The organism is Actinacidiphila yanglinensis (assembly GCF_900107965.1).
Classification (GTDB): domain Bacteria; phylum Actinomycetota; class Actinomycetes; order Streptomycetales; family Streptomycetaceae; genus Actinacidiphila; species Actinacidiphila yanglinensis.
This window is the reverse complement of record NZ_FNVU01000034.1, coordinates 22711-45863: the sequence shown is the minus strand read 5'-3', so window position 1 is coordinate 45863 and position 23153 is coordinate 22711. Positions and strand designations below refer to the sequence as shown.

Genomic DNA, 23153 nt, shown 5'->3' with positions numbered 1-23153 from the left:
GGAGGCAAAGATGGATCCCAGCGCGTCTTCCGGAGAGTGCGTTCTGGTGCTCGACGCCGGCTCCTCAAGTCTGCACATCACCCTGTTCAGCGCGGATAACACACAGATCGCCAGTCACGACGCCGACAGACCGCCAGGGCCCGAAACGACTGGGGAGTTGCGCGGCTTCCTGGCCACTGTGCCCACGCCATCGGCCGTAGGACATCGCCTCGTTCACGGTGGGCCGCATCTGACGGAACACACTCTGATCGACGGACCGGTGCGGGCGTTGCTGGAGGAGGCCGCGCCTCTGTCACCCCTGCACATGCCTCCCGCCCTCGCCGTAGTGGACGCTGCCGCTGAGCTACTGCCCGACGTTCCCCACGTCGCCTGTTTCGATACCGCCTTCCACGCAGAGCTGCCTGCCGCCGCCTATCAGTACGCAGTCCCCGAGCAGTGGCGCGTCCAGTACGGGTTGCGCCGCTATGGGTTTCACGGTCTCTCCTACACCTGGTCCCTGGCACGCACTGCCGACGTGCTGGACCGCCCCGCCGACACCCTCCACCTCGTCATCGCCCACCTGGGCGGTGGCTGCTCGGCCTGCGCGGTGCGCAACGGCCGGAGCGTGGACACGACCATGGGACTGACCCCGTTGGAGGGGCTGGTGATGAGCCGTCGTAGCGGCAGCATCGATCCGGGAGCGCTTGTGTGGCTCCAACGTCAACACGGACTGAGCGCAAAGGAGATCGAGGAGACACTCCATCGGCACTCAGGTCTTCTCGGCCTCTCGGGTACCTCAGGAGACACGCGTGACCTCGTGCGCGCGCGTGCGAAGGGAGACGCGTCCGCCCAGGGCGCTCTCGCCGCCTTCGTCCACAGCTGCTGTCGCGGCATCGCAGCCATGGCCTCCTCGTTGGACCGCCTCGACGCTCTTGTCTTCACCGGCGAAATCGGCGAGGACCAGCCCGAGGTACGCGAGGAAATCTGCACGCGCCTATCCGTCCTGGGGGTACGTGGCGGGCTGTCCGTCCCCCAGGAGAAGGAGCTACGCGAGGACGGAGCACGCAGGCTCGACACACCGGGCACGGGCGTGCCGGTTATCGTCGTCGCCACCGGGGAAACCCAGCAGATCGCAACGGAAACGCGCCGTGCCCTCGCCCGCCGTTAGGGCTGAGGCAGGATGGCGACCAGTGAAGCGGGAAAAATGGCCTTCAGGTCCTCCCACTCCCCGCTGCTGACGTACTGCTGCAGCGCCTTGAGTACCGTACGTGCCAGTTGCTCGGTGCCGCCTTCGATCGCATAGGGGAAGTTTTCTCGAACGCGTGCGAAAAATTCTTCTTTGCTCATCTTCAAGGGTGCTTCCGAGGGCTTCCATCCATCGTAGTAGACGCCCCTCAGCAACGTCGGCAGTTGCGCACCGAATTGGACGCACTCCTCGACCGTCAAGCGATCCCGAACCGGGTGCAGCACCGCTCGCAGGGCGGCGTAAGACTGCTTCCGGCGGTCCTTGGGCCACCCGTAGGCGTGCTCGATCTCCTTGAGGACGTGATTCGCCTTGTCCACCATGACGTCGAACGAAGAGAAACCTGTGTCTACCATCTTGCGATCCTTCCACTGTCTGGGTGCAGAGCGGGATTGTGGGCCGCCGGGGTCCGTGCCGGCTGAAGACGAAGAGCACCGCAACAGGCCGCAGCAGCGTGGACTGCGGCCGCGGTTGCGATATCGGGGATCGCGCGGGAGACGCCGCTGCCACTTTTCGTCAGACGCATGCGCTCCCCTCAAGGGAACAGTTCGGCGAGTCTTTCCCGCAGCACCCCATCAGATCAACGGATGAGTCGCATGTCCTCACCGACGGGGCGAACGGGTGTAGTCATCCCCGCCGGATGCGCACCCCGACCCGGCACGAACCTTCGGTCTTCGCAGGAACTGGCATTCGGGTGAGCGCGTTCGCGATCGTGGACCCCGCCGAAGGCGGCCCGTAACCCCGGCGAGTCATCCGTCAATGGAGAATGCTCACAGCGCGGGAGATCACAAGGAGCGAGGTCACCAAGGCGGCGATAGCCTGCACGCCCATCATTACCTTGGCCCGAGTGGACAGCGGCATGGTGTCCGTAGGACTGAAGGCAGTCGAATTCGTCACGGAGACGTAAAGGTAATCGATGAGGACGGGCATCCAGTCCGATGTGGCGCTAGCGCCGTCCGCGACCTCCTGAACCGCGTCGTCGTCCTCGTCCTGGGGGAAACGGAAGTCCGCCAACGGCAGGTCGGCGCGCGGGACCTGTGTGCGGATGACAGGGCCACCCCGGTCCAGTTCCCAGTAGGCCAGACCGAAGACGATGATGTTGGTGAGCCAGACCTGCAACGCGGCCACCAACAAGGCACGCCCGTCTTTCACTCCGGCATAGACCAGGTCGTGGATCAAGATACCGAGGGCGACCAGATTGCTCGCGGCGATGACCAGCACGAGTGTCAGCGACAGGACACGGAATACCTTGCTCTGCCGTGTCAGCCGTTTGGGGTTGACCGCGATGAGCGGTACAAGCAGCAACATTTCCAGTGCAGGCAGCACATAGCGCGGTGCGACCAACAGCCGTTGCGGCAGGCCCACGTAGAGAGCGATTGCAGAGAGGATGGCGATCACACCGGGCAAGCGGGCCTCTCCGCGGCGCTCGTGTCGGGGGCGCCTGGTCCGGGCATAACTGAGCCTGTGCGTCATTGCTGCGTCCCTCTCGTCGGCCGTTGCCCGCCGTAGCTCAACCTTCCCCGGAGTTTGATGACCGGTGACCCAAAGGCTCCGACGGAACCGTCCGGCTCACCCCCCCCGAATCGACGGCAAGCAACGCTGGTTCCCCGGGTCGCACACTGGCGGTCAGGCCGCGGACTGTGCCTGCGGCTTGGGGCACCGCACCCGCCCCACCCCCGTCGGCTCGTAACCCTCGGCCTCGATTCGTCTACCCCGTCGACCGCTCCAAGACCTCCGTCGGGCTTTCCGGATCGCCCGTCCGGACGACATCGAGTCGCGGCCGCTCGCGCTGAACGCGTAGCGCCGCGGCTTTTGCCGTCGGCTCGGCTGGGCTCGCGCACGCCGAACGCGCGCGTAGAGGAGGCGGCGGCGCGGCCGACACGGCCCCATAGGACGTTCCGGTTAGGCTCCCACTCGTGACGTGGATGCGGGCCCTCAGGGAGGTCGTGCGATCCGGGCTCACGATCGAGGAGACACGGCTGGAGCCCCTGCTCGCACTGCGCACGGCGGCTGGTGTGGCGGTCGTCATCGGGCTGGCGCTGTGGCTGGCCTCTCCTGGGTACGCCGCGGCCTCCGCCCTGGGCGCCTACTCCGCGGGTGGCGCCACCTTCCAACGCACCTGCCGTCCACGCAAGGTGATCGCACTCGGCGCGGCTGCGGGTCTGGCGCTGAGTACCTTTTTGGGCTACCTGGCGGCAGGTCGACTCGTGACGTTTCTCCCGTTGCTAGCGGTATGGGCCTTCGTTGCGGGAATGGCATGGGCCGTCGGCTCGACCGCTGGGATCGTCGCAGCGACGACCGTCGGTAGCATGCTGGTGACCATCACCCTGCCCACGAGTGCCTGGCGAGCCCTGGAGCACGCCGGAGTCATTGCGCTCGGAGGCGTGGCGCAGGCCGTGCTGATCTTGCTGTTCCCGATCCGTCGTTGGGGCGCGCATCGTGACGCACTCGCCGACGCTCTGGCTGCCGTGGCGGACTACGCCCGCCGGCTGCGGCACGACCCGACCGCCTCGTTCGACCCTGAGCCGTTGGTGTCGGCTCGGGACGCGGCGGCCGTGACGCCGTCACAGGCCCGGACCCGTCCTCCCGTCCTCCACGGCCCCCGGGGACTCGCCGAGCGGATTCGGCCGGTCGTCGCCGCGCTCGCGGACCCGGGCGTCGGGGCCCCGGCGGAGGGACCCGGACGGGAACGCGCTCGGAAGTTGCTCGACGCGGCTGCGGACGTCCTGGACACGGCCGCACATTCGATTCGCCTCGGCACTCCGGCGGAGGTCCCGCCCGAAACCATGGACGTCCTACGCGTTGACGAGGACCACGAAGTGCTGGAGGGATCCGCGCGGCAGGCTGCCGAGCAGCTCGTGGAACTGCTTGGCGAGGCGATGGAGATCGCCAGGACGGGTGACCAGAGCGAGCGGGCACCCAGGCCGATCGGGGCCGCGGGCGCGGGGTTCCTCGTGCGGCCGACAATGCTCCGGCTGCTCCCGGTCGTCGTCCGGGCGGTCCGCCATGATCTGCGCCAGGACTCGCCCGTGTTTCGGCACGCCATCCGCTTGGCGGCGGTGGCCCCGCTCGGCTACCTGCTCGCCACGCGGCTGCCCCTCGGCCACGGCTACTGGGCGCCCATCACTTCGGTGATGGTGATGCGACCGGACTTTCATCAGACCTACGCGCGCGCGGTGGCCCGTCTCGCCGGAACTCTGGCGGGAGTCGCGCTCGCCACCGGGATGGTGCAGGCTCTGGGCTCAGGTACGCAAGTGTGCGCCGCCTTGGCGGTCGTCTCGGCGGGCCTGTCATACATGCTGACCCGTACCGGCTACGCCTATTCGCAGTGCTTCACTGCCGCGTACGCCGTCTTCCTGCTCGGCATGGGCGGCCAGGAATGGGAGCAGACGGTCCCGGATCGGGTGGTGCTCACCCTGCTCGGCGGGGGCCTGGCCATGCTGGCGTACGTGGTGCTCCCCGCATGGGAGACACCCCGGTTGCCGGGCCGGCTTGCGGACTGGCTCGCCGCCAACGGACGCTATGCCGCCGCGGTGCTCCGCAACTACGCCGAACCGACTCGGGAGCATCACGCTGATATGCGCCGGGCACTGCTGGCCAGCAGGGAAGCAGGTGGCGCCTGGCAGGAGTCATACGACAGGGCAAGGCAGGAACCGGTCCGCCCTCGGGCTCTGACGTCGCGCGAGGCGGAGGAGGCGCAGGAAGCGCTCAAGGGGTTCGGCCGGGCGGCGATGCTCATGGAGAGCCAATCGCCGCGTGCTGACAGCCGTTCCGTCAACGAGTCGAAGCGGTTCGCCGAGGCCCTGGAGGCGGACACCGCGCAGGCGGCAGTCGACGTGCGCGAGCACAGGAATCCGGACTGGCGGCGCGTGAAGCAGGCGCTCCACGCGTGGGATGGCGCCGCCGGGGATCGGAGCCCGGTGGTGAGGCGCGAGGCGGAACTCCAGAAGCGGGCCTTGGACGACCTTGCGACGGCCGTGAGCCGCACACCCCTGGAACGGGACGTCAGCTCTGCTCGCGAGGAGCAGCGAGTGAGGGAGGCCGGGGAGGTGGAAGGTGACGGATCAGGGCTCGCAAACGGGGGTGGGTGACAGGTGTGGTTGCGTCATGCTCGTACCGCCGAACGGCAACTACCGCACGGGCATGCTTCTCCACCAGCGCGGATGCGAAGGTGGAGGACACCTGGATCAGCGCGGGGCGCCGGATCACGTGTCAATCGTCGTTCCCGCGCTCAGGTGGGGAATACGAATGGGCGGATGTTCGCCGCGCCCGGGACTCGAAGACCGCTTCGCCGAGGGCCCTGCGGAAACGGCCGGGGCCCCAACTCTTCCCCTTCACCAGCTTTTCGAGGGCGGCCCGGTCCATCGTCCCGTTCTCGCGGAGCGCGTCCGACACCTCTTCGATCTCACGGTCCTCGGCCTCGTCCGCCATCGCGGACGTGCGGCTGTTCTGCGCTCCGGTGCCGGCCAGTCCCGGGGAGTAGAAGGAACTGCCGACGCCGGGGGCGTAGCGGCGGCCACCGGTGCGCTCCCGCTGGCTCTGCCTGACCTTGCGCTCCGCGATCCGGGCGCCGCGCGCGCCGAAATCCGGCTGCGGGGCGGGTTCGCGTCCTTCGGATTCGGCCTCGGCCTCTTCGGCGGTGAGCGGGCGGGCGATGTTCTCCAGCGACTGCTGCTCCGCGCGTACGCCGAAGAACATCTCCGCAACACCGCCCAGAAGCATGACGCCTGCGCCGATCAGGAAGCCGACAGCGACGAGGTTCCTGCTTCCGCTGTTGATGAACTGGCCGAAGAGCAGCGGACCGGTGATACCGCCGACGGCCGTTCCCACCGCGAAGAACAGGGCGATGCACAGCGCCCTACTCTCCATCGGGAAGACCTCGCTGACCGTCAGATACGCGGAGCTGGCCCCCGCCGAGGCGATGAAGAAGGTCACCAGGACCAGGGCGAAGAAGGACCAGTCGGTCAGGTTGTTGTTCATCAGCAACGCCGCCAGGATGGCGGTGACGATCGCCGACCCGAAGTAGGTCGCCGTGATCATGGGCTTCCGCCCGACCGTGTCGAAGAGCCGGCCGAGCAGCAACGGCCCGAGGAAGTTACTGACCGCGAAGATCACCATGAAGTAGGGCACCTGGCCCGAATCCACGCCGAAGAAGCCGCTGAGGAGCGTGCCGAGGTTGAAGGTCACCGCGTTGTACAGGAAGGCCTGGCCCACGAAGAGGGCCAGGCCCAGCAGCGCCCGCCGCGGGTAGCGCTGCGCGGCCCCCCGGGCGATCTCCCGGAAAGGGATCACGCGCCGCTGCCGTACGGTGATCGACCCCTGCGGCTGCGGCAGCTCCTGCTTCGTCTCGGCCCGCACCTCGTTCTCGATCCGGTCCACGATCATCTCGGCTTCCTGTTCCCGGCCGTGGATGAAGAGCCATCGGGGGCTCTCGGGGACATGGCGGCGGACGATCATGATGCCCAGTCCGAGGATCCCGCCGATTCCGAAAGCGATTCGCCAGCCGACGTGCAGACTGACCCAGGAGGTGTTGAGCAGGATGAGTGACCCCAGGCTCCCCAGCGCGGCCCCCACCCAGTAGCTGCCGTTGATGGTCAGGTCGATCTGGCCCCGGTTGCGCGCGGGGATGAGTTCGTCGATGGCCGAGTTGATCGCTGCGTACTCGCCGCCGATACCGGCACCGGTGAAGAACCGGATCAGGAAGAAATACCAGGGCGCGAAAGCGAAGGCGGTGGCGAGTGTGGCCACGATGTAGAGCCCCAGTGTGACGATGAACAGCTTTTTACGGCCGAACCGGTCGGTGAGCTGTCCGAAGAACAACGCGCCCACGCACGCACCGGCGACATAGATACCGGCCGCGGTACCGATGTCGCCAGAGGACATATGGATCCCGCTGCCCTTTTGGGTCATCCGGGAGGCCACCGATCCGACGATGGTCACCTCCAGGCCGTCGAGAATCCAGACCGTGCCCAGGCCGATGACGATCCGCCAATGGAAGCGCGACCATGGAAGCCGGTCCAGGCGGGCCGGGATGTCCGTGCGAATGGTGCGCAACGTTCCGGACTCGCTCATTACTGCCTCAGCTCTCTTTGCGGAATAGTCCATTCGGGCGGTCCGGCGTGTGCCCAAGAGTCCGTCACGCGCAATTACGGGTATGGTCGGCGGAATGCTGCGCTGCCGCCTGCTCGGCCACCGTTTCCACTTTTCCCATGAGGGCTGCACCCTGCTCTGGAGTTGCCTGCGCGACTGCGGTGCGTCTGACCACAAGCGTTATCCGACCGCCGAGGAGGCGGAGCGGTATGCCCGGGCTTTCGACCGCCGGGACATCGATTCCCTCGGTCGACACGCTCCGCTGTTCGGACTTTACCCGCTGCGACTGTGGCGGGCCTGGCGTGACCGGCGGAGCACCCGCCCTCTGGCCGGCTAACCGTCACGCCCGCGTGGGTCGCGGGATGATCGCGTCCCACTCCAGCGGAACTTGGGCACCCTGCTGACCGCGCTGTACCCATCCCGACAGCTCGGCCGTTCAGGCGTCGAAGGAGGATTACAGGAGACAGGTATCGAATTGCCACGCGTCAGCCGCCTGGCATCGCCACCCCAGCCTGCCGCGCCTCCAGGTGCCATCGCCGCGTCGACTCACTGACCGGGCGGCTGCCACTCGATCATTAGAATGGTGGCGTCGTCGCTGAGCTCTTCGTGCTGATGAGCGAGGATCGCGTGGATGAGCAGGCGAAGCACTTCCGAGGCGTTCTGCCCCGCGGCGGTCGAACGGATGATGTAGTCGGTGAAACGCTCCAGGCCGAACTGCTCCCCTCCCTCGTCACGAGACTCCACGACGCCGTCCGTGTAGAGCAGAATCCGGTCGCCGGGTTCGAGGCCCTCTTCGTGCACCTGCCGAGAACCACCGGCCAGGCTGGCGGGCAGACCCAGCGGAGGCTCCGAAGCTCGCTCCAAGGCCCCGTCGAGCAGGCGCTGGCCACGGATGAGCAACGGCGACGGGTGACCACAGTTGGACCAGTGCAGCACGCCGGTCGGCATGTGCAGCTGCGTGAAGATGCCGGTGCAGAACTGATCCGGAAGCCACTTCGTCAGTGCCTGGTCGACTGCATCGACGAGTTCGGCCAGGTCCGCGCCCATGCGACGGGCATTGCGGCAGCCCGCCATGGCCACGGAGGTGGCAAGTCCGGACGACAGGTCGTGGCCCATGCCATCAAGGATCGCGGCATGCAGAAAGCCCTCGGTGAACGAATGGTCAAAGGCGTCGCCGCCCAGCCCGTACGCAGGTTCCAGGACCGCGGTCGACACCACCTGGCCGGTGCCGATCGAGCGCGGGGGGAGAAAGGCCCTCAGCATCTCCGTGTCCAGCCGCATCGGCCGGGTCCGCATGCGCTGCGCGAAGGTGTCGCTGTATGTGCGCTTGGAATTGATGACCATGGACAGGAGCGACGCCATCGCCCGGCAGCGCGAGAGTTTGAGCCCGTCCAGTGTCTCCATGCGGAGTTCCAGGACTCCCAGTCGCTCTGCTCCGTCGACCAGCGGCAGCCATATGGTCAGCCCTGCGGGTGTGTCCTCCTCCACCCGCAGGGAGTTTGTCCGATAGGCCCATCCGGCTAGGGAAGCGTCGATCTCCAGGTCCGGTTCGCCCTCGACCAGCGGTAGCAGCAGTCTTTGCTGGAGATCGGCCAGGTAGACGACGGCACGGCCCACGCCCATGGCCTTGGCATATTGGTCTAGGACCCTTGGCAGTTCCGCAGGCGACGCCTGCTGGGCAGTCCTGATCAGCTCCTCCAGCATCCGTTCACCAGCTCCGGCCGATACGCTCGCGCCTGCCATACGATCACCCCTGCCATGCCGAGTCGCCACCGTTAAAACGTCATTTGGGGCATTATGTATCAAATGCACTCTTTCGTGTAGGGGTAGACCTGCGGGTGATCCGTGAGAGGAAGCCACAGTTCATGGGCGAGGTAATCCACAATCCTGGCGACTCGGCCGGGCCCGTCCATGAGGCGGCGGCGGTCTCCACCGGCAGCCTGCCCAGTGCGGAAGTGGTAGATGACGCGCTGTCCGCGGCATACGCACGGTTTCGGGACGACGCCTCGGGACGCGTGGCGGACTACATTCCGGCTCTGGCCGAGGCCGATCCGAGCCTGTTTGGACTCAGCGTCGCCGACGTGCATGGAAGCGTTCGCCAGGCCGGTGACGCCAGCCATCCGTTCTCCATCCAGTCCATCTCGAAGGCGTTCGTGTTCGCCCTGGTGGACCAGGCCCTCGGGCGCGAGTCGGTCCGGCGGCGGGTGGGGGTCAACAACACCGGCCTGCCGTTCAACTCCATCTTGGCCATCGAGCTCAATCACGGCAGCCCGATGAATCCGATGGTCAACGCTGGCGCATTGGCCACCACGAGCCTGGTCCCGGGAGCGGACGCCGCCGATCGTTGGGACTTCGTCCAGCAGGGACTGTCCCGGTTCGCCGGCCGTGAACTCAAGCTGGACATGCGGGTGTACACGTCGGAGGCTGGCTCCAACCAGCGCAACGAGTCGATCGCCCGGCTGCTCGACAGTTACGAACGCCTCGGCTGGGATCCGATCCAGACCACAGACGTCTACACCAAGCAGTGCTCGCTCTCGGTGACCACCCGCGACCTTGCCATCATGGGGTCCACCCTCGCCGCCGGCGGGGTCAATCCCCTTACCGGCGACCAGGTCGTCGACGCATCGGTATGCCGTGACACTCTGGCCGCCCTGGCCACCTCCGGCCTGTACGAGCGAAGCGGCGATTGGCTCTACGAGATCGGCATGCCGGGCAAGAGCGGGGTATCCGGCGGCATCCTGACCATCGCTCCCGGCAAGGGCGGGCTGGCCGCGTTCTCCCCTGGTCTGGACCCGGCCGGCAACAGCATCCGCGGACAACGAGCGACCCACTACCTGTCCGGCGCGCTGGGCCTCAATCTCTTCGCTTCCGCCCCGCACCTGAGACCCGAAGTAGGTACCTACTAGGCCGTGTATCGAAAATCGATCCGGGATACTCCGGACGCTGGTGAGAGCAAGGCCCGGTGACGACGCCTGTCGCGCGATTCTCGGCACGATCAGGTAATCAGGAACGGTGAACAAGGACTCGATCGACGCCTTCGTGCATGTCCGGGGCGCCAGTGAGAACAATCTGCGGCACGTCGATGTCGACGTTCCGCGGGACGCGATGGTCGCCTTCACCGGTGTCTCCGGTTCGGGCAAGTCCTCGCTCGCGTTCGGCACGCTCTACGCGGAGGCGCAGCGCCGCTACTTCGAGTCCGTAGCACCGTACGCCCGAAGGCTGCTGCAACAGGTCGGTGCACCGCACGTGGAGGAAATCACCGGGCTCCCACCGGCCGTGGCCCTGCAGCAGCGACGCGGGTCGCCCAGCTCGCGTTCGACGGTCGGCACCATCACCACGCTGTCCAATCTGCTGCGCGTGCTGTACTCCCGCGCCGGCACCCATCCGCCCCGGGCCGCACGGCTGGAGGCCGAGTCGTTCTCACCTAACACTGCGGCCGGCGCCTGCCCGGAGTGCCACGGGCTGGGCGTCGTGCACGACGTCGCCGAGGATCTGCTGGTCCCGGACCCCTCGCTGAGCATCCGCGAGGGGGCGATCGCCGCCTGGCCGGGCGCCTGGCAGGGCGCCAACCTGCGCAGCGTCGTGAGCGGCTTGGGGATCGACATCGACCGACCCTGGCGCAGGCTCAGGAAGAAGGACCGGGACTGGCTGCTGTACACGGACGAGCAGCCCTCCGTGTACATCGAGCCGGAGGAGGACCGCGTCGACTACGGCTACCAGGGCAAGTTCTGGAGCGCGCGCAAGCACGTCATGCACGTCCTTGCCGACTCCAAGAGTGACAAGATGCGCGAACGGGCGCTCCGGTTCGTCAGGAGTGTGCCCTGCCCTGAATGTCACGGCAGCGGACTGCGGCCCGAGGCGCTCGCCGTGACCTTCGCCGGACGTTCCATCGCCGAGATCAACGCGATGCCGCTCACCGAGGTCGTGGCGCTGCTGCGGCCCGTCGCGGGGCGGTCCGAGGCCGACGCCACCACGTCGACCGCCCGATCCGGGGAGTCGACCGAGGTCGCGGTCCGGATCTGTGGCGATCTCGTCGCGCGGGTCGAAGTACTGCTCGACCTGGGCCTCGGATATCTCAGTCTCGGGCGCCGCTCGACGACCCTGTCGCCAGGGGAGGCGCAGCGCCTGCGGATCGCCACCCAGCTCCGCTCTGGGCTGTTCGGCGTCGTCTACGTCCTCGACGAGCCTTCCGCGGGCCTGCACCCGGCTGACGCAGAACCGCTGCTGGACGTGCTGGATCGCCTCAAAGCGGCGGGCAACACGCTGTTCGTCGTGGAGCACGACATGGACGTCGTACGGCGAGCGGACTGGGTGGTCGACATCGGCCCCGGCGCGGGCGAGGGCGGAGGACGCGTGCTCTACAGTGGCCCTGTCGCCGGTCTGGAGCAGGTTGAGGAGTCGGCTACGAGCCAGTACCTGTTCGGGCGCGCCCAGCCGATCGATCACCGCCCGCGCACACCGCACGGCTGGCTGCACCTGCGGGGCGTCTCCCGCCACAATCTGCACAATGTGTCCGTCGACGTACCGCTCTGCGTACTGACGGCGGTGACGGGTGTGTCCGGTTCCGGAAAGTCGACGCTGGTGACGCAGGTGCTCGCCGAGGTCGTCCGCGGTCACCTCGGGCTCGTACCCGAGGAGCCCGACGAGGCGCAGCTGGTGGTCGACGTCCAGGACGCTTCGGGGGTCGAGTCGTTCGACCGGCTGGTCCGGGTCGACCAACGGCCCATCGGCCGAACTCCCCGGTCCAACCTGGCGACGTACACGGGGATGTTCGACGCGGTGCGCAAGCTGTACGCCGGGACGGACGAGGCCAGGGCGCGCGGCTACTCGGCCGGGCGGTTTTCCTTCAACGTGCCGGAAGGGCGCTGCGAGACCTGCCAGGGCGAAGGATTCGTCGCGGTGGAACTGCTGTTCCTGCCCGGCACCTACGCCCCGTGCCCGACCTGCCAGGGCGCCCGGTACAACGCCGAAACGCTGGAAGTCACCTACCGCGGCAAGAACATCGCGGAAGTGCTGGGGCTGTCCGTCGACGCCGCCGCCAAGTTCCTCTCCGCCGTCCCGGCCGCCTCCCGCAGTCTGGAGACCTTGCGCGAGGTCGGGCTGGGGTACCTGCGGCTGGGCCAGCCCGCGACGGAACTCAGCGGTGGTGAGGCGCAACGCATCAAACTGGCCACCGAACTGCAGCGAGCCCGCCGCGGGCACGCCCTCTACCTGCTCGACGAGCCGACGGCGGGGCTGCACCCCTCGGACATCGCGCTGCTGCTGCGACAGCTGCACCGGCTCGTCGACGCCGGCAACACGGTCGTCCTCGTCGAGCACGACCTCGACACGATCGCCACCGCGGACTGGGTCATCGACCTCGGGCCGGGCGGCGGCGACGCGGGCGGGAGGGTCGTGGCGACGGGCCCGCCGACGAAGGTCGCGAGGGCCCGCCGCAGCGCCACCGCGCCCTACCTCGCGGCCCGGCTCGCGCGCTCCTGACGACGGCGCTGGGGCTGAGCACCGCTTGGGATAACAACGCCCTGAGTGGCCGGGTGTCCCCGCGGAAGTGAAAGCGTCCATGCGTTTTAGCAGCCCAGCGGGCTGCACAGCATGCCCCCCGGCAGGACGCCATGCGCAAGGAGGAAGGTCTGACCAGCAGCTTCTTACGGGGCGACTGGTCATCGAGGATGGTTTCGATGTGAGTTCTTTTCCCGAGGCGGTCCGTCGAGCCTGCGATCGAGGTCAGTGCCGGAGGACGGTGCCCTTGTCGAGCGGGCGCCGCGCGGGGAAAACCGGCCGGCGGCCAGCGAGCCGAGACGGGATGTCGTATCCGAACGTGAGGCGGGTTTCGACCAGTGGGTGCGTCGCTGCTGCGCGCAGGTCGTGGCGGTGGTGGCGGCGTATGTCTCGTAGGTCCACCAGCGCGCTTTCGCTTTCCAGGGTGGTGCGGATACGACGAGTTCAGCGTTGTGTCCGTTATCGGTGGACGGCTTGCTTCTTCTGACGACGGTGGGCTGCTGAAATCTGTGCCGGGCGCTTCACATCGTTCGCGGTTGGCGGTGCGGCCGGTGTTCTTCTTCGGTATCGGCTCTTGCTGGCGGCCGATCTCGTCGGACCCCCGGCGTGGCGTGCCCCTCGCATTCCGGCGTGGGCGATCGGTTCGGTTTCTGACGTGTCATCTCCGCCACACGGGTAGCCGTCGAATGGGGAGAGGGCGAGCTGGAGGGCTTTGGCCAAGGCTTGTCCCCTCGATTCGCTGCCTGGGGAGCGTTGCTCCCGGCGCACCGGAAGCCGGTGTGCGGCTTCGCGCGGAGCGAATCCGCCGGCGCCGGGCAAGCAGGCCTGGCGCCCCCAGCGGCGAAGTCCGGCCCGAACGCCCCCACCGGCGGAGCCCCGGGCCCCGGCGGAGTCCCCGCCGTCGATCCGACAGCCGACATCCGACGAACGGAGCGCCTCCCATGAAGGCCCTGGTCTACAACGCCCCCTACGACGTGTCGATCGAGAACGTGCCCGACGCCCGGATCGAGCAGCCGAACGACGCGCTGGTCCAGATCACCACCACCAACATCTGCGGTTCCGACCTGCACATGTACGAGGGCCGCACGGCGGTGGAGCGGGGCAAGATCCTCGGCCACGAGAACATGGGCATCGTCGAGGAGACCGGCCCCGGTGTGACACGGGTGCAGCCGGGGGACCGGGTCTCGGTGCCGTTCAACATCGCCTGCGGCACCTGCCGGAACTGCCTGAGCGGATGGACCGCGTTCTGCCTGCGGGTCAACCCCGTCGAGGGCATGGACGGCGCGGCGTACGGCTACGCCAACATGGGCCCCTACGACGGAGGTCAGGCCGAACTGCTACGGGTGCCGCACGCCGACGTCAACCTGCTCGAACTCCCGCCCGGCACCGAGCACGAGAGCGACTTCACGATGCTCTCGGACATCTTCCCCACCGGCTGGCACGGCACCGAACTGGCGGGGCAGCAGGCCGGTGACAGCGTCGCCGTGTTCGGTGCCGGTCCGGTCGGCCTGATGGCGGCCCACAGCGCCATGCTCCGCGGCGCCTCGCGGGTGTTCGTGGTCGACAAGGAGGCCGACCGCCTGGCGCTGGCCGAGTCCATCGGCGCGACGCCGGTCGACTTCACGCAGGGCGACCCTGTGGAGCAGATCCTGGAGGCCACCGGCGGACGCGGCGCCGACTGCGGCGTGGAGGCCGTCGGCTACCAGGCCCACGACCAGTCGGGGCAGGAGCACCCGGAGCTGGTCCTGGACAACCTGGTCAAGGCCGTGCGTACCACCGGCGGTATTGGTGTGGTCGGCGTCTACGTCCCTGAGGATCCCGAAGCCGCGGACGAGGGCGCCCGGCACGGCCGGGTCGCGTTCGACTACGGCACCTTCTTCACCAAGGGCCAGCGCATGGGCACCGGCCAGTGCCCGGTGCTGCGCTACAACCGCGGCCTGCGCGACCTCGTCATCGCCGGCCGCGCCCGCCCGTCGTTCCTGGTGTCGCACGAACTCGGGCTGGACGAGGCCCCGGACGCCTACCGCCACTTCGACAAGCGGGACGAGGGCTGGACGAAGGTCCTTCTCCACCCCGGGCAGTGAACACCCGCGGCATTCCCGTTGCGATCCGCCCACCGAGCCGAGAGGAGCAGCGATGACCGCGTACGGGTACTTCCTGTCATCGGAGGAGTTCACGCCGGGGGAACTGCTGGAGCAGGCGCGCATGGCCGAGCAGGCCGGCTTCGAGGCGCTGGCCATCTCCGACCACTTCCATCCCTGGAACGACGAGCAGGGCCAGGGCTCCTTCGTCTGGTCGGTGATCGGAGCGCTCTCCCAGGTCACCTCCCTGCCGGTCACCACGCTCGTGACCTGCCCGACGATCCGGCTGCACCCCGCGATCAACGCGCAGGCGGCCGCGACCGCGGCTGTGCTGACCGGCGGCCGGTTCCGGTTCGGGATCGGCAGCGGCGAGGCCCTGAACGAGCACGTCCTCGGCGACGCCTGGCCGGAGGCGGCCGAGCGCATGGAGATGCTCGAAGAGGCGGTGCAGGTGATCAGGAAGCTGTCGACGGGGGAGCGGGTCACCCACCACGGCGGTCACTACACCGTGCAGAACGCCCGCCTCTACACCGTGCCCGAGCAGCCGGTGCCGCTGTACGTGTCCGGCTTCGGCCCGCAGGCAGCCGCACTGGCCGGACGGATCGGCGACGGCTTCGTGACGATGGCCCCGGACACCGAACTGGTCGAGCAGTTCCGGCGGGCGGGCGGTGGTACGAAGCCGGTCATCGGGGGAGTGAAGGTGTGCTGGGACACCGATCGCGCACGTGCGGTGCGCACGGTGCACAGGCTCTGGCCGAACGAGCAGCTTCCGGGCGAGTTGCCGCAGATCCTCCCCACTCCCGAGCACTTCCAGCAGGCGAGCAGCCTCGTCACCGAGGAGATGATCGCAGACGCGGTCACCTGCGGCGACGACCCGGACGACCATGTGCACACGGCTCGCGCCTACGCGGAGGCCGGGTTCGACGAGGTCTACGTGAACCAGATCGGCCCGGACCAGAAGGAGTTCTTCGACTTCTACCGGACCGAGGTGCTGCCCCGTCTCAAGGACGGCGGACCGTCCTGACCGCAGGCTCGACTCCCGATCGTTCCGGGCACGTGGGCGGCTGGGCTCCATGTCCCTCCCGTACCCGCAGGCCCGGGGCGAGACATGACGGAGCGGCGGGCCCTTCGAGGAACTCCAAAATCCCTGTGAACGGAGCGTCATGACCGTTTTCCTGATCGTCCTCGCCGCGGTTGTCGTCGCGGCTGTCCTGCTGGGCGGCTTCTGGTACGGCAGCCGCCGTGCGCGCTCACGACGCGTCCCGGACCCGCCCACCACCCGTGCCGCACCACCCCAGCAGAATTTGGACGCCGAACGCGGCCGGACGTGGCAGACCATCGACGACGACCCCGAACAGGGCGCGCCGCGCAGAGCACCCGACAACCGGAGCTGACCTCGCCGAGGGTGGGCCGCCCTCGATGTTCCATCACCAGGTGCCGGGCAACACGCACGGGCAGGTCACTCCCGGAGTTGGGCGCGCTGCCCGGTTACGGTGGCGATCCGCCCGACCCCGGCTCCGCGTGCACGAAGGGGAGAACCGTGCTGATCGATCCCGATCGTGTGCCTGCCCGTGTGCCGGTTCTCGATGAGCGCTCCTCCGGCGGGCGAGGGGTGTCGTGCGCCTCGCGGTCGTCGCGTCCGGCGATGCGGGAGCCTGCGCCGCCCTCGCCCACGCCGACGCCCGGCCCGGGTCCGGAACCCGAGCCGGGGCCGCTGCCCGGCCCGGTGCGGCCGCCGGGCGGACCTGACCCGGTGCCCCCGGCTCCGCCGGTGCCGCCGAGCCCGCTGCCCGACCCGCCGCCGCCCCCTGCGCCGGGCCCGGACCCGAACCCCCCGCCTGGTCCGCTGCCCGAGCCCGGGCCCGCGCCGCAGCCCGGTACGTGAGCGGCCGGGCCGGATCGCCGCGCAACCGCGGGCATGCCGTCGCCGGGTCCGGATACCCGAGGAACATCCGCACCAGAAGCTGAGGGGACGCGACATGGCAACGACGAGCGCGGACAGGGACGATGCGGCTGGTGCCGTGCTGTTCGACGTCGACGGCACGCTGATGGACACCGTGTACCTGCACACCGTCGCCTGGTGGGAGGCACTGCGGCAGCACGGCCACCACGTCACCATGTCGCGCATTCACCGTCTCATCGGCATGGGCAGTGACCACCTGCTGGACGAACTGCTGGGAGAGGACCGTGACCGGGACGGCGACGGTGCGCTCAGCGCGGCCCATGACGCTCTCTACGCGCAGTTCTGGTCGCGTCTCGCACCGCTTCCCGGCGCGGCGGACCTGCTGCGGGCGTGCGCCGAGCGGGGCTGGCGCGTAGTGCTGGCCTCCTCCGCGAAGAAGAACGAAGCGGACGTGATGATCCGTGCGCTCGGCGCGGGTGACGCGATCGACGCGGTCGCGACCGCCGATGACGTGGCGTCCAGCAAGCCTGCGCCGGACCTGGTGCAGCAGGCCCTGGCGAAGGCGGGTGTGCCGGCGGGTCGAGCGGTGTTCGTGGGCGACGCCGGATGGGATGCTCGGGCGGCCCGCAAGGCCGGCGTGCGCTGCCTGGGTCTGCTGACCGGCGGATGGACCCGGGAGGAACTGCGCGGCTCCGGAGCCGAGGAGGTCTACGAGTCCACCGAGGAACTGCTGGAACGGATCGAGGACAGTCCGCTGAGTGCCCCCGGCGGCGACACGGACTGACCCCGCCGGCCCGCTTCCCACCGCGAGTGCCGAAGCCGCGGGTGGCCGGACCGCGGTCGTGCCGCGGGTCCCAGAGGTCGCCGGACGGTGCCCCCTCGCGTTGCGCACCGCCCGGCTCGTCACCTCGTTGGCCGGTGCGATCCGAGAGGGCGTGCCAACTCGTCTGCGGGGGCGCGGTGTCGGCCATCGCGCGGCCACGTGGGTGAGGCTCGCGCGCACTCCTCGCCTTGATGGTGGAGCAGCGGATGCGGGGCCGCCGGGCGCGCACACAAGGTGTACGCATGGCTGAAAAATCGACCCGGCAGAGGCAGCCGGCGGCTCGCCGTGCCTCCGCTCGCAGCACCCATGTCTCGGATGCCGCAGAGGCCGCCGAACGTGCTGCGAGCAGCCTCACCCAACTGATCGACCACCCGGTGGAGGGCTGCTCGGAGGTCGCGCCGACCGACGACGGCGGCTGGCTCGTCGGCGTCGAGGTCCTGGAGCTGGGCCGTATTCCGGACACCACCAGCCTGCTGGCCACGTACGAGGTGGAACTCGGCGGTGACGGTTCGCTGCGCCGCTACCGCCGCACCCGCCGGTACTGGCGTGCTTCGGCCGACACGCAGTGATCTGACCTGATCTCCCGGTGCGGAGGACCACTCCTCGGGCCGGTCCGCCCAGCCACCTGATACCGCCGAAGGCCCCTACTCCCAAGGAACGGTGCCGCCGTGACCGTGATAACCACTGACGAAGTCGTCTGTCCTCCTCGCGCGGGCACCCTCTACGACGTCTTGGACCTGATCCTCGACCGGGGCATCGTCATCGATGTCTTCCTTCGGGTGTCGCTCGTCGGTATCGAGATCCTGAAGATCGACGCCCGCATCGTCGTGGCCAGCGTCGACACCTACCTTCGCTTCGCCGAAGCCTGCAATCGGGTGGACCTGGAGAGGGACTCCCAGTCCAGGACGGTCCCCGAGCTCTTCGGTGGCGCATCGAGCGGCGCGCGCAAAGCAGGCGCGAAGAAGGCCGCGCACGCGGTGGGCCAGAAGGTCAAGGGTGCCCTCGGTGTCGGAGACGAGGACGGGGAGGAAGAGGACTCGGAGGAAGAGCCCGAGGAGAAGCCGAGCCGCAGCCGATCCGGTGCACGGACCAGCACGAGCCGTACCCGCGCCAAGACATCGCGATGAGGAGGATCGACCCCGGTGAGCATCTACGTCTACGGCGTCACCCGGGCCCCGGTTGACCTGCCGGCGGGTCTGCGCGGTGTCGGGGACCCTCCCTCTCCGCTCCGCGCACTGGCCGCCGGGTCCCTTGCCGCTGTGGTGAGCGCGGCCCCCGAACGGCTCCGCGCCCGCCGACGTGACCTGCACGCTCACCAGAACGTCCTCCTCGCGCTGGCAGAAGAGGGACCGGTGCTGCCCTCCCGGTTCGGCGTGGTGGCGGCCGACGCGGAAAGCGTGGACGCCCGGCTGCGGGCGGAGCAGGACTCCTACGAGGCCGCTCTGGACCGGGTGGCCGGCCGCGTGGAGATGAACCTCAAGGCGCTCACGGTCGAGAGCGGCCTCAACGACCTGCTGCGCCAGGACCCTCGACTGCAGAGGTTCCGCCAGGAGGCTCGGCGGCAGCCCGGATACGAGACGAGCATCCGGCTCGGCGAGGCGGTCATGGCCGGACTGACCCGGCGTGCCCGTGCGGCTGTCGACGAGGGGGTCACCGCTCTCACCCCGCTCGCCGCAGAAGTACAGCCGGGCCCCGAGGTCGAAGGCTGTGTCCGCAACACCTCTTTCCTTGTGGCAGCGGACCAGGTGCCCGAATTCCGCAGGGTGGTGGAGGAGTTCGCGTCCCGGCACTCCGGGGAGGTCGAGCTGCGGGTCACCGGCCCGTTGCCCTGCTACAGCTTCGCTGCTCTCCCTGCTGCGGCAGGTGCCTGACATGGGGCTCTTCTCGGGGCTGCTCCTTTTGCCACTTGCTCCGGTCCGCGGCGTGGAGTGGCTGTCGAGCGTCGTACTCGACGCTGCCGAAAGGGAGTTGTACGACCCCGCCGTGCTCCGTGCCCAACTCGTTGCTCTTAACCGTGCGTATGACGACGGAGAGGTGGACGACGACACCTTCGAGCGCGAGGAAGAACGGCTCCTGGACCTGCTGGAAGCTCCGCGCCGAGACGCGCGGACTCCTTCGTACTCGAGAGGTACTCGCTGATGGACAGCAGGACCAGGGCGGTGGTCACCGCTGCGGTCGCCGGTGGGTACGTCGTCGGGCGCACGCGGAAGGCGAAGATGATCTTCGCTGTCGGTACCTTCGTCGCCGGCCGCAGGTTCGGCCTCACTCCGACAGCGCTGGCGGCCGAGGCACTGAAACAGCTGAGGGAGAATTCCCAACTCGCGGATCTACGGGAGCAGATCTCGGGAGAACTGCTGACCGCGGTCCGGTCGGCGGCCACGGCCTCGGCGGACCGCGGCTTGTCCTCGCTGGCAGGCGTGCTGCGCGAGCGTGGCCGTGCGGACGGGGGAAAGCCGGAAGGCGCCGACGACATCGACGAGGAAGATCAAGAGGGCGGGGACGGGCCCGGCGACGCGGAGAAGGACGGCCGCGCCGAGTCCCGGCCGCGTCGGCGCTCGGACGGCGGCAAGGCGGCGCCCCGCCAGCGAGCGGAACCTCGGAAGAAGGCAGCCAAGAAGACTGTCCCGGCGAAGAAGGAGCCCTCCGGGAGGGCAGCTCCGGCCAGGAGAGCGGGCAAGAAGACCGCGCCCGGTAGGTCGCCGTCCCATGCGAACCGGCAGGGAAGGTAGCGGCCATGGCCAAGCAGAGCGAGTCGTCCACGAGCCCTACCGGGCTGGACGAACTACGTGAGGAACTCGGCGTTTTTCTGGACTCCCTGACCCAGCGACTCATGGGCAAGGTGAGCGACAAGATCGGAGACCTCACCGACCGGCTGACGGACGTGGCGGAGGGCGAGGGCGGCCTGCTGGCCGTCGGCAGCCGTGTGCTGAAGGGCGAGTCCCCCGCAAAAGCGATGTTCACCCAGAAGGCGAAGGACATCAAGGACCAGGTGACCGGCGCGGTGAAGAACGTGATCCCCGGCCTCGGCAACGAGGACGGGGACGGCGGGAAGGGGGGAAAGATCAAGGTCACCAACATCGTCGAAAGTGTGGACGTCGGTGTGCCGGTCCGGACCGCCTACGACCAGTGGGCGCAGTTCGAGGACTTCAGCGACTTCACCAAGGGCGTCCGCAGCGTCGACAAGGAGGACGAGACGACCTCCGACTGGAACGTGAAGGTCGGTCCTTCCAGTCGCAGTTGGAAGGCCAGCATCCAGGAGATGGTTCCCGACGAGCGGATCGCGTGGACATCAGAGGGTCCCCGGGGCACCACCCGTGGCGGGGTCAGCTTCCATGAACTCGCCCCGAACCTGACTCGCATCCTGGTCTACGTGGAATATGCCCCAGCGGGCTTCGTCGAGAAGACCGGCAACCTCTGGCGGGCCCAGGGCAGGCGGTTGCGCCTCGACCTCAAGCACTTCGGGCGCCACATCACCCTGAACGCGGACGACGACATCGAAGGCTGGCGCGGCGAGATCCGCGACGGCGAGGTCGTGCGCTCCCACGAGGAGGGGCTGGAGGACGACGAGGCCGCCGAGGACGGCTACGAGGAAGACGAGGAGGACGAGGACTGGGACGAGGAGACCGACGAAGAGGCAGAGGAGCCAGAGGAACCAGTGGAAGAGGAAGGGCAGGAGCCCGAGCAAGCAGAGAAGAGGCAGCGAGGCAGTCGGAACAGAAGGAGCCGTCGATGACGGAGATGGAGTTCTCCCCGGAGTCCTCGTACGCCCCGGGCCCGTCGACGACGAACCTCGCCGAGATCCTGGAACGTGTTCTCGACAAGGGCATCGTCATCGCAGGCGACATCAAGATCGACCTGCTGGACATCGAACTGCTCACCATCAGGCTGCGCTTGTTCATCTCCTCCGTCGAGACGGCGAAGAAGGCGGGCATCGACTGGTGGGAGACCGATCCGGCGCTGTCGTCCCGCGCCGCCGAACACTCTCTCGCCCTGGAGAACAAGGAGCTGAGGGAGAAGGTCGAGGCGCTGGAGCGGAAGGCTTCCCGCGCCTCTCGCTCGCCCCGCCGGCGCGCCGAGGAGGACTCGTGACGACCGCGCAGCTGTCCGCTCCTGTTCCACAGCGTCCCCCGGGCGAAGCCGCCACCTGCGTGTTTGCAGTGCGCCGCTGCCCGGACCGCGGAAGCCTCGCCGCCGTTCCCGGGCACACAGGAGGCGGACCCCTCAGCATGCTCCCGCTCGATGAGGGATTGTGGGCCGTGACGCAGGAGGTACCCGCGGCGGAGTTCACCGAGGACGCCCTGCGCAGCCGGCTCGCCGACCAGAGGCAGTTGGAAGAATCCGCGCGGACCCATCACGCGGTGGTCACCGCGGCGTCAGCGGACGGCCCGGTCGTACCGCTCCCCTTGGCCACGCTCTTCACCGACCCGCACCGCGCGCAGGCGGCTCTCAACGACCAGCGTCCACGCTTCCTCGCGGCCTTGGACCGCCTCACCGGCCGTACCGAATGGGCGGTCAAGGTGTACCTACGGCAACGGGGAGAGGGACGCGGCGAGGCTCCGGCAAGCTCGACATCGACGGCGGAGGCATCCGGGCAGGCGTACCTGAAGAGAGTGCGCGACCGCGATCAACAGTGCCGTGCACGGCAGGATGCGGCCCTCAACGCCGCCCGGCATGTGCACGATGTCGCGGCCGGATACGCGGTCGCCTCGGTCCAGCGCCGGCCGCACGGGCCGGAGATCACCGGCCGGGACCGCACCCAGACGCTCAACGCCGCCTACCTCGTCGATGATGCCCAGGCGCCACGACTCGTCGCTGCGATGCGCGCCTTGGGCCACGCGCCCAGCGAGGCGGAGGTGGAAGTGTCCGGGCCTTGGGTGCCGTATTCGTTCGCAGAGGCCCCGGACGCTGCGCCTGGCGCGGGAGGGATCGGCGTATGACCGGCGAATCGGGGGTCGTCCCCTGGATCGGCCCCGATGCCGGTGCGCCTCTCGGCGTGCCGCTGGTCGATCTGCTCGACCGGGTGCTCGCCACCGGTGTGGTCGTCCACGGGGATCTGGTCATCGCGATCGCCGACGTACCGCTGGTGAGGTTGTCACTGCGGGCCCTGCTCGCTTCGGTCAGCGAGCGGGTCCCCGCGCCCTGGAGCGACGGAGGACCGTTGTGACCGAAGCACGTGTCGACCTTGATCCCCAGCGGGCTGCCCAGGACCTGGCGTCCCTGGTCCTCACCCTGGTCGAGCTCCTGCGTCAGCTCATGGAACGCCAGGCGATCCGCCGGATCGACCAGGGCGATCTCACCGACGACCAGGAGGAGCGGATCGGTACCGCGCTGATGCTGCTCGACAGCCGCATGAACGAGCTCTGCGCCGCTCATGGTCTGCGTCGCGAGGACCTGCAGCTCTCCCTTGGTCCCCTCGGCCCGCTGCTGTCCGAAGACGCGTGGTGAGGGCGCGCGCATTCGCCGGGCTGGTGACTGCTCTCAGGAAGTGAGTTCCCACAGGTCGGGGATGGCTCGGCGCTTCTGAGGTCCTGTGTG

22 protein-coding genes are annotated in these 23153 nt (G+C 68.7%); 18 read left to right on the top strand and 4 right to left on the bottom strand.

Annotated elements, in window-relative coordinates:
• Positions 1–10 precede the first annotated feature (10 nt).
• Entirely contained in the window at positions 11–1147 is a 1137-nt protein-coding gene (locus tag C4U44_RS40200; protein WP_103891083.1) for an acetate/propionate family kinase, read from the top strand.
• Here the strand turns inward: C4U44_RS40200 and C4U44_RS40195 are convergent.
• Together C4U44_RS40195 and C4U44_RS40190 are read right to left on the bottom strand one after the other, a co-directional pair.
• The gene (locus C4U44_RS40195; protein ID WP_103891082.1) at positions 1144–1578 is read right to left on the bottom strand and encodes a DUF2267 domain-containing protein; all 435 of its coding nucleotides are present in this window, start codon (positions 1576–1578) and stop codon (positions 1144–1146) included. The genes C4U44_RS40200 and C4U44_RS40195 overlap by 4 nt on opposite strands.
• Positions 1579–1978: 400 nt before the next feature.
• Positions 1979–2620, bottom strand: a complete 642-nt coding sequence (locus C4U44_RS40190; RefSeq protein ID WP_200823577.1) for a hypothetical protein — start codon at positions 2618–2620, stop codon at positions 1979–1981.
• 518 nt (positions 2621–3138) lie between these two features.
• On the opposite strand from C4U44_RS40190, the gene C4U44_RS40185 reads away from it, so the two are divergent.
• Positions 3139–5313 (top strand): FUSC family protein, encoded by a 2175-nt coding sequence (locus C4U44_RS40185; protein ID WP_103891080.1) that lies wholly within the window; start codon positions 3139–3141, stop codon positions 5311–5313.
• Between the two features lie 121 nt (positions 5314–5434).
• Here the strand turns inward: C4U44_RS40185 and C4U44_RS40180 are convergent, their stop codons facing one another.
• Together C4U44_RS40180 and C4U44_RS40170 are read right to left on the bottom strand one after the other, a co-directional pair.
• Positions 5435–7294: an MFS transporter gene (locus C4U44_RS40180; protein WP_103891079.1), complete on the bottom strand. Its 1860-nt coding sequence runs from the start codon at positions 7292–7294 to the stop codon at positions 5435–5437.
• A 564-nt stretch (positions 7295–7858) separates the two neighbouring features.
• Positions 7859–9016, bottom strand: coding sequence for a PP2C family protein-serine/threonine phosphatase (locus C4U44_RS40170; RefSeq protein WP_407642958.1), 1158 nt, complete (start codon positions 9014–9016; stop codon positions 7859–7861).
• Between the two features lie 161 nt (positions 9017–9177).
• On the opposite strand from C4U44_RS40170, the gene glsA reads away from it, so the two are divergent.
• From glsA to C4U44_RS40085, 16 genes are all read left to right on the top strand, one after another.
• Positions 9178–10218 (top strand): glutaminase A, encoded by a 1041-nt coding sequence (gene glsA, locus C4U44_RS40165; protein ID WP_103891076.1) that lies wholly within the window; start codon positions 9178–9180, stop codon positions 10216–10218.
• A 106-nt stretch (positions 10219–10324) separates the two neighbouring features.
• On the top strand, positions 10325–12793 hold the full coding sequence (gene uvrA / locus C4U44_RS40160) for an excinuclease ABC subunit UvrA (protein ID WP_103891075.1): 2469 nt from the start codon (positions 10325–10327) through the stop codon (positions 12791–12793).
• 959 nt (positions 12794–13752) lie between these two features.
• Positions 13753–14895 carry a glutathione-independent formaldehyde dehydrogenase gene (locus C4U44_RS40155; RefSeq protein WP_103891107.1) on the top strand — a complete coding sequence of 381 codons (1143 nt, stop codon included), beginning with the start codon at positions 13753–13755 and terminating at the stop codon, positions 14893–14895.
• 52 nt (positions 14896–14947) lie between these two features.
• The gene (locus tag C4U44_RS40150) at positions 14948–15916 is read left to right on the top strand and encodes a TIGR03557 family F420-dependent LLM class oxidoreductase (RefSeq protein WP_103891074.1); all 969 of its coding nucleotides are present in this window, start codon (positions 14948–14950) and stop codon (positions 15914–15916) included.
• A gap of 139 nt (positions 15917–16055) precedes the next feature.
• Positions 16056–16286 carry a DUF6479 family protein gene (locus tag C4U44_RS40145; protein ID WP_103891073.1) on the top strand — a complete coding sequence of 77 codons (231 nt, stop codon included), beginning with the start codon at positions 16056–16058 and terminating at the stop codon, positions 16284–16286.
• A 585-nt stretch (positions 16287–16871) separates the two neighbouring features.
• Positions 16872–17579, top strand: a complete 708-nt coding sequence (locus tag C4U44_RS40135) for an HAD family hydrolase (RefSeq protein WP_103891071.1) — start codon at positions 16872–16874, stop codon at positions 17577–17579.
• Positions 17580–17860: 281 nt separating this feature from the next.
• Positions 17861–18187 carry a gas vesicle protein GvpO gene (gvpO, locus tag C4U44_RS40130; RefSeq protein WP_103891070.1) on the top strand — a complete coding sequence of 109 codons (327 nt, stop codon included), beginning with the start codon at positions 17861–17863 and terminating at the stop codon, positions 18185–18187.
• 99 nt (positions 18188–18286) lie between these two features.
• Positions 18287–18745 (top strand): gas vesicle protein GvpJ, encoded by a 459-nt coding sequence (gene gvpJ, locus C4U44_RS40125; RefSeq protein ID WP_103891069.1) that lies wholly within the window; start codon positions 18287–18289, stop codon positions 18743–18745.
• Between the two features lie 15 nt (positions 18746–18760).
• A complete protein-coding gene (locus C4U44_RS40120; protein WP_103891068.1) occupies positions 18761–19489 on the top strand; it encodes a GvpL/GvpF family gas vesicle protein in 729 nt (242 codons plus the stop codon).
• Position 19490: 1 nt separating this feature from the next.
• Positions 19491–19757 carry a gas vesicle protein GvpG gene (locus tag C4U44_RS40115; RefSeq protein ID WP_103891067.1) on the top strand — a complete coding sequence of 89 codons (267 nt, stop codon included), beginning with the start codon at positions 19491–19493 and terminating at the stop codon, positions 19755–19757.
• Positions 19757–20347 carry a hypothetical protein gene (locus tag C4U44_RS40110; protein WP_103891066.1) on the top strand — a complete coding sequence of 197 codons (591 nt, stop codon included), beginning with the start codon at positions 19757–19759 and terminating at the stop codon, positions 20345–20347. The genes C4U44_RS40115 and C4U44_RS40110 overlap by 1 nt, the downstream gene beginning before the upstream one ends.
• 5 nt (positions 20348–20352) lie before the next feature.
• On the top strand, positions 20353–21351 hold the full coding sequence (locus C4U44_RS40105) for an SRPBCC family protein (protein ID WP_103891065.1): 999 nt from the start codon (positions 20353–20355) through the stop codon (positions 21349–21351).
• Complete coding sequence (locus C4U44_RS40100; RefSeq protein WP_103891064.1) at positions 21348–21707, top strand: gas vesicle protein; 360 nt, start codon at positions 21348–21350, stop codon at positions 21705–21707. The genes C4U44_RS40105 and C4U44_RS40100 overlap by 4 nt, the downstream gene beginning before the upstream one ends.
• Positions 21704–22555 carry a GvpL/GvpF family gas vesicle protein gene (locus tag C4U44_RS40095; protein WP_322973741.1) on the top strand — a complete coding sequence of 284 codons (852 nt, stop codon included), beginning with the start codon at positions 21704–21706 and terminating at the stop codon, positions 22553–22555. Before C4U44_RS40100 ends, C4U44_RS40095 begins: the two co-directional genes overlap by 4 nt.
• Positions 22552–22782, top strand: coding sequence for a gas vesicle protein (locus C4U44_RS40090; RefSeq protein ID WP_103891063.1), 231 nt, complete (start codon positions 22552–22554; stop codon positions 22780–22782). The genes C4U44_RS40095 and C4U44_RS40090 overlap by 4 nt, the downstream gene beginning before the upstream one ends.
• On the top strand, positions 22779–23063 hold the full coding sequence (locus tag C4U44_RS40085) for a gas vesicle protein K (RefSeq protein ID WP_103891062.1): 285 nt from the start codon (positions 22779–22781) through the stop codon (positions 23061–23063). The genes C4U44_RS40090 and C4U44_RS40085 overlap by 4 nt, the downstream gene beginning before the upstream one ends.
• The last annotated feature ends 90 nt before the right edge of the window (positions 23064–23153 follow it).

Excerpts from the sequence above, each read along its gene's own strand:
- gvpO (WP_103891070.1), top strand. The coding sequence starts at position 17,861 with ATGGCTGAAAAATCGACCCGGCAGAGGCAGCCGGCGGCTCGCCGTGCC.
- C4U44_RS40135 (WP_103891071.1), top strand. The coding sequence starts at position 16,872 with ATGGCAACGACGAGCGCGGACAGGGACGATGCGGCTGGTGCCGTGCTG.
- C4U44_RS40200 (WP_103891083.1), top strand. The coding sequence starts at position 11 with ATGGATCCCAGCGCGTCTTCCGGAGAGTGCGTTCTGGTGCTCGACGCC.
- C4U44_RS40115 (WP_103891067.1), top strand. The coding sequence starts at position 19,491 with ATGGGGCTCTTCTCGGGGCTGCTCCTTTTGCCACTTGCTCCGGTCCGC.
- C4U44_RS40180 (WP_103891079.1), bottom strand. The coding sequence starts at position 7,294 with ATGAGCGAGTCCGGAACGTTGCGCACCATTCGCACGGACATCCCGGCC.
- C4U44_RS40145 (WP_103891073.1), top strand. The coding sequence starts at position 16,056 with ATGACCGTTTTCCTGATCGTCCTCGCCGCGGTTGTCGTCGCGGCTGTC.
- C4U44_RS40155 (WP_103891107.1), top strand. The coding sequence starts at position 13,753 with ATGAAGGCCCTGGTCTACAACGCCCCCTACGACGTGTCGATCGAGAAC.
- C4U44_RS40150 (WP_103891074.1), top strand. The coding sequence starts at position 14,948 with ATGACCGCGTACGGGTACTTCCTGTCATCGGAGGAGTTCACGCCGGGG.
- C4U44_RS40090 (WP_103891063.1), top strand. The coding sequence starts at position 22,552 with ATGACCGGCGAATCGGGGGTCGTCCCCTGGATCGGCCCCGATGCCGGT.
- C4U44_RS40110 (WP_103891066.1), top strand. The coding sequence starts at position 19,757 with ATGGACAGCAGGACCAGGGCGGTGGTCACCGCTGCGGTCGCCGGTGGG.
- C4U44_RS40195 (WP_103891082.1), bottom strand. The coding sequence starts at position 1,578 with ATGGTAGACACAGGTTTCTCTTCGTTCGACGTCATGGTGGACAAGGCG.
- C4U44_RS40100 (WP_103891064.1), top strand. The coding sequence starts at position 21,348 with ATGACGGAGATGGAGTTCTCCCCGGAGTCCTCGTACGCCCCGGGCCCG.
- C4U44_RS40105 (WP_103891065.1), top strand. The coding sequence starts at position 20,353 with ATGGCCAAGCAGAGCGAGTCGTCCACGAGCCCTACCGGGCTGGACGAA.
- C4U44_RS40170 (WP_407642958.1), bottom strand. The coding sequence starts at position 9,016 with ATGCTGGAGGAGCTGATCAGGACTGCCCAGCAGGCGTCGCCTGCGGAA.
- glsA (WP_103891076.1), top strand. The coding sequence starts at position 9,178 with ATGGGCGAGGTAATCCACAATCCTGGCGACTCGGCCGGGCCCGTCCAT.